This window comes from Streptomyces sp. NPDC058375, assembly GCF_042723425.1.
Lineage (GTDB): Bacteria > Actinomycetota > Actinomycetes > Streptomycetales > Streptomycetaceae > Streptomyces > Streptomyces durocortorensis.
Genome location: NZ_JBHXJG010000255.1, coordinates 1 through 10,087, shown reverse-complemented (window position 1 = coordinate 10,087; position 10,087 = coordinate 1). Strand labels below are relative to the sequence as shown.

General features: G+C 73.6%; 10 protein-coding genes. 2 read left to right on the top strand and 8 right to left on the bottom strand.

The annotated features are described in order from the left end of the window. Positions 1 to 56: 56 nt before the first annotated feature. The 4 genes from ACFWM7_RS29430 to lipB form a co-directional block, all read right to left on the bottom strand. Entirely contained in the window at positions 57 to 764 is a 708-nt protein-coding gene (locus tag ACFWM7_RS29430) for a DUF4191 domain-containing protein (RefSeq protein WP_383266198.1), read from the bottom strand. A gap of 87 nt (positions 765 to 851) precedes the next feature. After that, a complete protein-coding gene (locus ACFWM7_RS29425) occupies positions 852 to 1,052 on the bottom strand; it encodes a hypothetical protein (RefSeq protein ID WP_383266195.1) in 201 nt (66 codons plus the stop codon). 266 nt (positions 1,053 to 1,318) lie between these two features. After that, positions 1,319 to 2,296 (bottom strand): lipoyl synthase, encoded by a 978-nt coding sequence (gene lipA, locus ACFWM7_RS29420; protein WP_383266192.1) that lies wholly within the window; start codon positions 2,294 to 2,296, stop codon positions 1,319 to 1,321. Between the two features lie 228 nt (positions 2,297 to 2,524). Continuing rightward, a complete protein-coding gene (gene lipB / locus ACFWM7_RS29415) occupies positions 2,525 to 3,334 on the bottom strand; it encodes a lipoyl(octanoyl) transferase LipB (protein ID WP_383266189.1) in 810 nt (269 codons plus the stop codon). 336 nt (positions 3,335 to 3,670) lie between these two features. Between lipB and ACFWM7_RS29410 the strand changes: the two genes are divergently transcribed. Next, a complete protein-coding gene (locus tag ACFWM7_RS29410) occupies positions 3,671 to 5,317 on the top strand; it encodes a regulator (protein WP_383266186.1) in 1,647 nt (548 codons plus the stop codon). Positions 5,318 to 5,346: 29 nt separating this feature from the next. On the opposite strand, the gene ACFWM7_RS29405 is transcribed toward ACFWM7_RS29410, so the two are convergent. Next, complete coding sequence (locus ACFWM7_RS29405; RefSeq protein WP_383266183.1) at positions 5,347 to 6,780, bottom strand: FAD-dependent oxidoreductase; 1,434 nt, start codon at positions 6,778 to 6,780, stop codon at positions 5,347 to 5,349. Between the two features lie 234 nt (positions 6,781 to 7,014). Beyond that, positions 7,015 to 7,914 (bottom strand): TIGR01777 family oxidoreductase, encoded by a 900-nt coding sequence (locus ACFWM7_RS29400; protein WP_383266181.1) that lies wholly within the window; start codon positions 7,912 to 7,914, stop codon positions 7,015 to 7,017. A gap of 62 nt (positions 7,915 to 7,976) precedes the next feature. Between ACFWM7_RS29400 and ACFWM7_RS29395 the strand changes: the two genes are divergently transcribed. Then, on the top strand, positions 7,977 to 8,498 hold the full coding sequence (locus ACFWM7_RS29395) for a GNAT family N-acetyltransferase (protein WP_383266179.1): 522 nt from the start codon (positions 7,977 to 7,979) through the stop codon (positions 8,496 to 8,498). Positions 8,499 to 8,509: 11 nt separating this feature from the next. Here ACFWM7_RS29395 and ACFWM7_RS29390 read toward each other — a convergent pair whose 3' ends face one another. Together ACFWM7_RS29390 and ACFWM7_RS29385 are read right to left on the bottom strand one after the other, a co-directional pair. Continuing rightward, a complete protein-coding gene (locus ACFWM7_RS29390; RefSeq protein WP_383266202.1) occupies positions 8,510 to 9,031 on the bottom strand; it encodes a DUF4240 domain-containing protein in 522 nt (173 codons plus the stop codon). Between the two features lie 62 nt (positions 9,032 to 9,093). Further along, positions 9,094 to 10,077 carry a helix-turn-helix transcriptional regulator gene (locus ACFWM7_RS29385; protein WP_383266200.1) on the bottom strand — a complete coding sequence of 328 codons (984 nt, stop codon included), beginning with the start codon at positions 10,075 to 10,077 and terminating at the stop codon, positions 9,094 to 9,096. Positions 10,078 to 10,087 lie beyond the last annotated feature (10 nt).

Genomic DNA, 10,087 nt, shown 5'->3' with positions numbered 1-10,087 from the left:
GCCCCCGGGACCGGTCATCGGTCCGGGGGCCGCCCCGTTTCACGTATATGTCGAGGTCAGCGCATCTTTCCGCCGCGCGGCATCCGCATGCCCTTCGGCATCGGGCCCTTCGGCAGTGGCATGTTGCTCATCAGGTCGCCCATCGCGCGCAGCCGGTCGTTGGTGGTGGTCACCTGCGGGCCGGTCAGGACGCGGGGGAGCTTCAGCATCTTGGTGCGGACCTTCTTCAGGGGCACCTGGCCCTCGCCGTTGCCGACGATGATGTCGTGCACCGGGACGTCCACCACGATGCGGGCCATCTTCTTCTTCTCGGACGCCAGCAGGCCCTTCACCCGGTTCGGGTTGCCCTCGGCCACCAGGACGATGCCGGCCTTGCCGACCGACCGGTGGACGACGTCCTGGCTGCGGTTCATCGCCACCGCGGGGGTGGTCGTCCAGCCGCGTCCGATCCGGTCCAGGACGGCGGCCGCCGCTCCGGGCTGGCCCTCCATCTGTCCGAAGGCCGCCCGCTCGGCGCGTCGGCCGAAGATGATCGCCATCGCGAGGACGGCCAGGACGAAGCCCAGGATGCCCAGATAGACCGGGTGTCCGATCACGAAGCCGATGCCGAGGAGGACACCGAACGTGACGATTCCGACACCCGCGACGATGAGACCGATCTTGCTGTCGGTCCGCCTGGTCATCTTGTAGGTCAGGGCGATCTGCTTGAGTCGCCCCGCGTTCTCGGCGCTGTCCGCGCCTTCAGTTTTTGCCTTCCTCGCCATGTACTGAAGTTTACGTGGCGAGGGAGCGACCTAGGAACGTGGGAGCTACCTGGGAACGCGGTAGCTACCCGGGAACGTGGCAGCCAGCTAGGAACGGTGGCCGGCCACGGCTTCCAGGACGTACTGGGCCTCCACCCGGTCCTTGGCGCGGCGGCGGTCCTCCAGGACGGCCGTCCAGGCGTTGCGGCGGGCGGTGCGCTGGCCGCTGCTCAGCAGCAGCGACTCGACGGCCCGCAGGGCGGTGGTGACGGACGGAAGGGCGTGGGCGCGGACCGGTGCGGCCTGCATCGTGGTGTTCCCCCTCGGAATGGATGCGCCTCGGGGCGCGGATGAGTGCGGGAAGCAGTGACGGCGGCGGCTGGAGTCGCTGCCGCACGTGTACCTAGGGTCACTGCTTGGTGTTACCAGCGCATGACCGGGCGGTCAAACACCAATGAAGCCTTGATTCCGGCGCCGCGCACGCCGAAGCGGTCCGTACGCGTCCCTCACCTGCGGGGAGCGTCCGGACCGCTTCGCCTACGCGGTTACTGCTCGGTAGTATCTCGTGAGCGGATTCACACGGCCGGTGCGGCCTGGACGCTCCCGGCGGCGAGGCCGCGCGCCTCCATCGCCTGCTGGAAGAGACGGCCCGCGCGGTACGAGGACCGCACCAGCGGACCCGACATCACGCCGGAGTAGCCGATCGCGTCGGCCTCGTCCTTCAGCTCGACGAACTCGTGCGGCTTCACCCAGCGCTCGACCGGGTGGTGCCGTACGGAGGGGCGAAGGTACTGCGTGATCGTGATGAGCTCGCAACCCGCGTCGTACAGGTCCTGGAGCGCCTCGCTGACTTCCTCGCGGGTCTCGCCCATGCCGAGGATCAGGTTCGACTTGGTGATCAGGCCGGCCTCGCGTGCCCGCGTGATGACCTCCAGGGAACGCTCGTAACGGAAGCCGGGGCGGATCCGCTTGAAGATCCGCGGCACCGTCTCCACGTTGTGCGCGAGCACCTCGGGGCGCGAGGAGAAGACCTCGGCGAGCTGCTCGGGCTCCGCGTTGAAGTCGGGGATCAGCAGCTCGACCTTGGTCGCGCCCGCCTCCCGCTCCGCGGTGAGCGTGTGGATCTGGCGGACGGTCTCCGCGTACAGCCAGGCCCCGCCGTCCTCCAGGTCGTCGCGGGCGACGCCGGTGATGGTGGCGTAGTTCAGGTCCATCGTGACGACCGACTCGCCGACGCGGCGGGGCTCGTCACGGTCCAGCGCCTGCGGCTTGCCCGTGTCGATCTGGCAGAAGTCGCAGCGCCGGGTGCACTGGTCGCCGCCGATGAGGAAGGTGGCCTCGCGGTCCTCCCAGCACTCGAAGATGTTGGGACAGCCCGCCTCCTGGCAGACCGTGTGCAGCCCTTCGCCCTTCACCAGCTGCTGGAGCTGCTTGTACTCGGGGCCCATCTTCGCCCGCGTTTTGATCCACTCGGGCTTGCGCTCGATGGGGGTCTGGCTGTTCCGGACCTCCAGGCGCAGCATCTTGCGCCCGTCGGGTGCGACAGCGGACACTCCGGCTCCCCTTTGCTCTCTGCTGCGTTGGATTCGCGTCGGGTTCGCGTGGGATGCGCGAGCGATGCGCGAGGGAATCGCTTTGGATTCTTCGGCGAACACCAGGGTACGCCCCTACATCGAACGGCCTTACGTCTGGCCAACCTGCGGCCGACGGGGCCTATTCCCCGGCCGGTGGCTGTGGTCGGAGCGTCTGACGGCTACTGGCCGGTACGGCCGGCCGGTCCCTCAGGCCGGGGCCGACGCCTTCGGCCGCTCCACCTCGCGCGGTGCGAGGTCCGCGTTCTCCAGGATGTCCCGCAGGTGCTTCTCGACGACCGGCAGCACCTCCTCGACCGTGATCTCCCGGCCCAGCTCGCCTGAGAGGGACGTGACCCCGGCGTCCCGGATGCCGCACGGCACGATCCGGTCGAACCAGGTGTTGTCCGGGTTCACGTTGAGCGAGAAGCCGTGCATCGTCACGCCCTTGGCGACCCGGATCCCGATCGCGGCCAGCTTGCGGTCCTCGCGGCGCTGGCCCGCGTTGGACGGGGCGTACTCCGGGCCGTTCAGCCGGGCGTCGAACTCCTCGTCCTGGAGCCTCGGGTCGAAGTCCAGCGAGAGCCCGCCCAGCAGCGGCCGCTGCTCGACCGGGTCGCCGAGGACCCAGACCCCGCTGCGGCCCTCGACCCGGGACGTCTCCACGCCGAAGTCGGCGGCCGTACGGATCAGCGCGTCCTCCAGCCGGCGCACGTGTGCGACGACGTCGACCGGACGCGGCAGCTTCTGGATCGGGTAGCCGACGAGCTGGCCCGGACCGTGCCAGGTGATCTTCCCGCCACGGTCCACGTCGATGACCGGGGTGCCGTCGAGCGGACGCTCGTTGTCGGCCGTACGCCGCCCCGCGGTGTAGACGGGCGGGTGTTCCAGCAGCAGACAGGTGTCCGGCACCCGGTCCTCGAACCGGTCCGCGTGCACCTCGCGTTGCTTCTGCCAGGCCTCCGTGTACTCGACGGCCTGTTCGCCGAAGCCCAGACGGACGAACCGCAGCTCGCTCACCGATGCCTCCCTCTGTGGGCCCCGTACTGCCCGGAGGGGTGTCCCCGGGATGACGGCGCCCTGCACTGATCGCGCCCGCATCCACTGTACGACCGTCGCCCGAACGGCCCCCCGGCAGGTGGAACGGCCGCCGCACGGGCACGCCGGTCGCGCTCTCATGTCACGCCGGTCGCGCACTCATGTGTCGGGCGTTTTCGTCAGCTCCGTCCGGAATCCTCACACGATCGGATGAACGTGGAGCAAAGGGTGGCGATGGCCGCCCCGGTGGCCGCTAAATTCGCGCCGTTCCCATGAGGGCTGCCCGTCCGGCCCCGAAGGCAGGAGACCGTACAGCTGATGTCGGAACGACCCCCGCAGCGCACGCCCAACCGCCGCCTCGCCTCACTCATCGCGGAAGCCGGGTTCTCCCATGCCGGCCTGGCCCGCCGGGTCGATCAGCTCGGCCTCGAACACGGCCTCGACCTGCGGTACGACAAGACCTCGGTCACCCGCTGGCTGCGGGGGCAGCAGCCGCGCGGCACCACGCCCGCGCTGATCGCCGAGGTCTTCACCCGGCGGCTCGGGCGGCGGCTCTCCGCGCAGGACCTCGGGCTCGACGCCTGCGCACCCGTCTACGCGGGGCTGGAGTTCGCGGCCAGCCCCACCGAGGCCGTCGACATCGTCAGCGGCCTCTGGCGCAAGGACTCCGGTACGCACACGGAGCTGCGCAAGATCGCGTTCACGCCCGCCGGCCTCGTCGTCCCCAGCCGCGACTGGCTGATCGGCCGGGCCGACGAATGGGTGGCCCGGGACGGCGGGGCCGCCCGCCGGGCCGGGGGAGAGGCCGGGGCCACTGCTGCGGGGCGCCTGGATCCGGGGCGTACGGACGGGGCGCTGCGCACCGAGGCCCGGGGCCTGTCGCGCCCGCCCGCCGGACCGCATCGGCTCACGCCCTCGGGCCCGGCCGCCACGCACCCGGCCGCATCGCATCCCGCCGCATCGCATCCGGCCGCGGCGCACCCGCCCGCCGCCGGTACGCACCCCGGGGCCGGGGCGCTGCCCGTGGTCCCGCGCCAGCGCCAGACGGACCGGGGCCCCGGCCAGCGGGTCGGCGCGGGGGACGTTGCCGCGCTGCGCTCGGTCGGTGAGCTGTTCCGCACCCTCGACCACGCGTACGGCGGCGGCCACGCCCGGCAGGCCCTCGTGCGGTATCTGGAGCACGAGGCCGAGCCGATGCTCCGGGGCACGTACGGCGAGACCACCGGGCGGCGGCTGTTCGCCGCGGTCGCCGACCTGACCCGGCTGGCCGGCTGGACCTCGTACGACATCGCCGCCCACGGCCTCGCCCAGCGGTACTTCGTCCAGGCGCTGCGGCTCGCCCAGGCCGCCGGGGACCGCGGCTACGGCGCCTACGTGCTGATCACGATGAGCCGGCAGGCGGTCTACCTCGGGCACGGCAGGGAAGCCGTCCAGCTCGCCCGGGTCGCCCAGCAGGGCATCGGCTCGGCCGCCCCGCCCCTCGTCCAGGCGCTGCTGCACGCGGTCGAGGCGCGAGGCCACGGGGTGCTGGGCGAGGCGCGCTCCTGCACCGCCGCCCTGACCCGGGCCGAACACGCCCTGGAGACCGCGCGCCCCGGCGACGAGGTGCCGCACTGGGCCCGCACCTTCGACGAGGCACAGCTCGCCGACGAGCTGGGCCACTGCCACCGCGACCTCCAGCAGTGGAGGGCCGCTGCCCAGCACGCCGAGCGCTCGCTCCAGCTGCGTGCCCCGGCGTACGCCCGCAGCAGGCTGTTCTGCCGGGTGGTCCTGGCCTCGGCCCGCCTCGGCCTCGGCGAGCTGGAGCAGGCCTGCCAGCTCGGTGCGGAGGCGGCCCAGCAGGCGGCCGAGATGCGCTCGGTGCGCGCCACGGAGTACGTACGCGCCTTCGAGCGCAGCCTGGAGCCGTACCGGGACGCCGTCCCCGTACGCGGATACCGCGACCGGGTCGCGGCTCTCGGCTGAGCCCGCGCCCGCGGAACCCGGGCCGGGGCTCACGCGGCCCGGGGCAGGCTCCCCTCGTACGCGCCCCCGACGCCCAGGTCGGTGAGGATCGCCTCCGCCGCCCGGCGGCCCGAGTGCAGCGCGCCCTGGACCGTGCTCGTGTCGCGGTGGTCGCCGCACACGTACAGCCCGGCCAGCACCCGCACCGGGCGGCGCGGATCGTGCGGGGTCTCCATCGCGGGCACCGCCTCCGGGTCGTGATGGGCCGCCAGTAACTCCCAGCCGTCCGTGGGCACGCCGTACAGCGCCGCCAACTGCGCCCGCACCGAGCGGTCCAGGTCCGGCGGCGGGGTTCCGAGCACCGTCGAGGTGATCAGCGTCCGGCCCTCCGGCGCGCGCGAGGGGTCGACCTCGCTCATCACCGCGGTGTACGCCACCGGGCCCGACCGGTCGCCGTCCAGCACGAGCGACCTGCCCGTGGGCGGTGCGGCGGGCGCGGTGTGGTGAAGGACCGTCACCGGGTGGAAGGACGGCACCCGCAGCCCGGGCAGCAGCTCTGCCGCGGCCCCCGCGCCGGTCGCCAGCAGTAGGGAGCGGCACCCCAGTTCGCCGTGCTCATTGGTGCGTACGGAGGTGATGTCGGCGGCCGTCACATGCACCCCGGTCCGGACCGTGCCCGGCGGCAGAGAGGCCGCCAGCAGCTCCGGCAGTGCGGCCGACCCGCCCGCCGGTACGCACAGACCGCCGCGTGCGTAGTCGCGCAGCGCGAGGTCGGCGGACCGGCTCGACGTGGTGAGGGCGGGGTCGCTGAGCAGCGTGGACAGGAGCGGGCGCAGGACGCCGTCCACCGTACGGCCGGGCAGCCCGGCACCGGCCAGGGCTTCGGCCGCCGACCGCTCCGGGCGGGCCAGCAGCCGGGCGTCCGGCATGACCGCCAGCCGGTGCAGCGCCGCGCCCAGCCGGGCCCGGTCGATCGCGCCGGCCACCACGCCGCCCCGGCCGCCGCCGCGCGCCGGGGTGCCGGGCTCGTACCCGTATGCGCTCTGCGCCGAACCGGCGGCGCCGGAAGCCGCAGGAACCCCGGAAGCCCGGAGAGCGCGGGGCGTACGCGGAGCGCGGTGGGCCCAGGGGGCGCTCGATCGGGTGCGTGCCGCTTTGAGTGCGCCCCTCGCGCTCCGTAGGTCGCCGGTGAGCTGGCGGCGGCCCTCGCTGTGCACCAGGACCCCCGGCGCGAACTCCCGTAGCTCCGGGGCGCCGAGCCCCGGAGCGCCGGTCAGCTCGGGCCAGGCGGTGCAGAGCAGCGGGCCGAGACGGTCGAGCCGGAACCCGTCCACCTCGTCGGTGGCGAGCCGGCCGCCCACCCGGGGCGCGGCCTCCAGAACACTGACGCCGAGCCCTGCGCGGGTCAGCAGGTGGGCCGCTGACAGGCCGGCTGTTCCGGCCCCGATGATGATCACGTCTGCGTGATGTGCCGTGCTGCGCACGTGCCCCTCCCCGAGTCGGTGTGACTGGTGGGGGGTTCTTGCCCCCAACAGGTCCCCGGAAAGCCGGAGTTCGCATCGAGCCTAGGAGGATGGCTGATACTGGGTCAGACGCGCGCCGGGGAGCACCGGGGCATGGGGTCGCACACGGGGTCCGACCGCGCGCAAGACGGTTCCGGGCGGTCGCACAGGCCCCGCCCGGCCCGGGGCGCCCCCGCCCGGCAGGCACCGCCCGGCTCAGCGCAGTGCGGCGCGGATCGCCCCGTCGATGTCGGGGAAGGCGAACGAGAAGCCGGAGTCCAGCAGCTTCGCCGGGATGACCCGCTGACTGCCCAGTACGTCCTCCGCGAACTCCCCGAGCACCAGCTTCAGCGCGGGCGCCGGCGCGGGGAACAGGGTCGGCCGGCGCAGCACCCGGCCCATCGCGGCGGTCACCTCGGCGTTGGTGACCGGCTTCGGGCCGGTCAGGTTCACCGGCCCGGTCAGCGCCTCCGTGTCCAGGATGTGGCGCAGCGCCGCGACATGGTCGTGCAGCGCGATGAAGCTCCAGAACTGGCTGCCGTCGCCCAGCTTCCCGCCCAGACCCGCCTTGAAGAGCGGGAAGAGCCGGCCCCAGGCGCCGCCCTCGCGGCCGACGACCAGTCCGGTCCGGGCGTGCACGGTGCGCACGCCCGCCTCCTCGGCGGCGGCGGTGGCCGCCTCCCACTCCTCGCAGACCGAGGGCAGGAACCCGTCCCCGGGCGGGGCGCTCTCGTCCACCGGGCGGTCCCCGGTGTCGCCGTAGAAGCCGATGGCGGACCCGGAGAGCAGCACCCGGGGCGGGGTGTCGAGCGAGGCGACGGCCTCGGCGACGGCCGCGGTGCCCAGCACCCGGCTGTCGCGGATCTCCCGCTTGTAGGCGTCGGTCCAGCGGTGGTCGCCCACCCCGGCCCCGGCCAGGTGCACGATCGCGTCGCAGCCGACGAGGCCGGCGACGTCCACGTAACCCCGCTCGGGGGCCCACTCGACCTCGTCGCCGGTTCTGGCGGGCCGGCGCACCAGGCGGGCCACCTCGTGCCCGTCGGCGCGCAGCGAGCGCACCAGCGCCGCTCCGATGAGTCCGGACGATCCGCTGACGGCGATACGGGAGCTCGGCATGGGCCCATCCTGCCCCATGAAACGCCTCGAACACGGGGAACACCGCGTGGCACAGTGACCCCATGGTCGCCCCCGTACTCCGCCCCGTCCGCCCCGCCGTGCTCGCCGACGACGACGCGCTCGCCGAGCTCGACCGGTCCACCTGGTCGACGCTGCACGCGGTCCTGCCCAGGCCCGTCCCCCCGTACGAGCCTTTCTTCGACGAGGGGCACGGGCCGGAGGACTTCCTCCTGGTGGAGGCGGAGGCGGCGGACGGTCAGGTGGCCGTCGCCGGGTACATCCGCCTCGTCCCGCCCACTCCGCTCGCCTCCAACGCCCACGTCCGCCAGATACGGGGCCTCGCCGTGGCGACCTGGGCGCGCGGGGCCGGGGTGGGGCGGGCCCTGCTGCGGGCCGCGTTCGCCGAGGCCCGCCGCCAGGGCGCCAACCGGATCACGCTGCGGGTGCTCGGCCACAACACCCCCGCCCGCGCCCTGTACGCCTCCGAGGGCTTCGCCGTCGAAGGCGTACTGCCCGGGGAGTTCTTCCTGAACGGGGCTTACGTCGACGACGTCTGCATGGGCCGCTCGCTCGGCCCCGCCTGACGAAGCCCGGGTCAGCGGGGCCCGAAGCGGTCCCACAGCTCGGGGAAGCGGGCGGCGAGCGCCTCCTCGTCCTCGAAGTCGACCGGGGAGCCCAGCGGCTCGGCGGGCTGCGGCGGCAGCCCCAGGTCCGGCGCGACCGCCCCGGTGAGCTGCTCGTACGCCTCGTCGGCCGCGTAACCCAGGTCCTCGCCGTCCCCGTCGATCTCCTCGTCGAAGTCGTCCAGCAGCTCCGCCAGGCCGTCCGGATCGTGCAGCGCCCCCTCGAAGACCTCCCGGCCCTGGCCGATCAGCCAGCAGCGGAAGTAGTCGAACGCGTCGTCGCTCGCCCCGCCCAGCAGCACGGCCGCAGCCCCCCACAGGTCCCAGGCGTAGGCGCGGTTGTAGCGGGCCTCGAAGTGCCGGGCGAAGTCCAGCACGGAATCGGGATCGAGCTGCACCAGCCGTTCCACCAGCAGATCGGCGTGGTCCTCGGGGTCGCCCTCGGCGGCCTCGCGGGTGCTGTCGATGATCTCCCAGAATTCCGTTTCGTCCATCACGGGTCCAGCATCCAGCCTGCCGGGGGCTCTCGCACGCGCAGACGCCGAATTGAAGCCTTTCAGCGATACAACTCGCGCAGTCGTTCGGCCGCCTCGGCGAACCGCACCCGCAGCTCCTCGGGCGCCACGACCTCCAACTCCGGCCCCAGCGCCAGCAGCTGGCCGAACGCCACGTCCAGCGACTCCACCGGCAGCGTGACCGTGCGCCAGCCGTCCGCACCCGGCTCCGGGGCCGCCGCGAGCGCCGCCGCGGCCGCCGCCCGGTCACCGGCGTACACGAGCATCCGCGCCCCGCGCCCGGACACCCGTACGGTCACCTCGGTACGCAGCAGGGACCGGGCGAAGCCGGCGGCCCGCTCCGCCCAGAACCCGGGCAGATCGAACGCCTCGTCCCGCTCGAAGCGCTCCTCGGCCGCCTCCACGGCGGTGAAGCGGTCGATCCGGTAGACCCGGAAGTCCTCGCCCGCCCGGGCGCAGAGGTACCAGACCCCGGCCTTGAGGACGAGACCGTACGGAGCGAGCTCCCGCGCCACCTCCGTACCGGACCGGTCACGGCCGCCGCCCCGGCGGTAGCGGGTCCGCAGCAGCCGGTCGTCCCAGACCGCGTCGGCGATCGCGGGCAGCAGTTCGGGGGTGTCCGGCTCGGAGTACCAGGAGGGCGCGTCCAGGTGGAAGCGGCGGGCGGCGGAGGACGAGGCGTCACGCAGGGAGGGCAGCAGCGCCGCCGACACCTTGAGGCGGGCGGCCGACGCGGCGTCCTCCAGACCCATCTCGCGCAGCGCGGCGGGCAGCCCGGAGAGGAACAGCGCCTCCGCCTCGTCCCGGGCGAGCCCTGTCAGCCGGGTACGGTAGCCGCCGACGAGCCGGTAGCCGCCGGCCCGCCCGCGCTCCGCGTACACCGGGACGCCCGCGTCGGACAGCGCCTGCGCGTCCCGGGTGACCGTACGCTCCGACACCTCCAGCTCGGCCGCCAGCTCGGCGGCGGTCATCGCGGGGCGGGCCTGCAGGAGCAGCACCATTTTGATCAGCCGGGCCGCGCGCATGGGCCCATTG

Bases quoted from the DNA above. Each gene is read 5' to 3' on its own strand.
- ACFWM7_RS29430 (WP_383266198.1), bottom strand. From the start codon at position 764: ATGGCGAGGAAGGCAAAAACTGAAGGCGCGGACAGCGCCGAGAACGCG.
- ACFWM7_RS29425 (WP_383266195.1), bottom strand. From the start codon at position 1,052: ATGCAGGCCGCACCGGTCCGCGCCCACGCCCTTCCGTCCGTCACCACC.
- ACFWM7_RS29410 (WP_383266186.1), top strand. From the start codon at position 3,671: ATGTCGGAACGACCCCCGCAGCGCACGCCCAACCGCCGCCTCGCCTCA.
- ACFWM7_RS29400 (WP_383266181.1), bottom strand. From the start codon at position 7,914: ATGCCGAGCTCCCGTATCGCCGTCAGCGGATCGTCCGGACTCATCGGA.
- ACFWM7_RS29395 (WP_383266179.1), top strand. From the start codon at position 7,977: ATGGTCGCCCCCGTACTCCGCCCCGTCCGCCCCGCCGTGCTCGCCGAC.
- ACFWM7_RS29390 (WP_383266202.1), bottom strand. From the start codon at position 9,031: ATGGACGAAACGGAATTCTGGGAGATCATCGACAGCACCCGCGAGGCC.
- ACFWM7_RS29385 (WP_383266200.1), bottom strand. From the start codon at position 10,077: ATGCGCGCGGCCCGGCTGATCAAAATGGTGCTGCTCCTGCAGGCCCGC.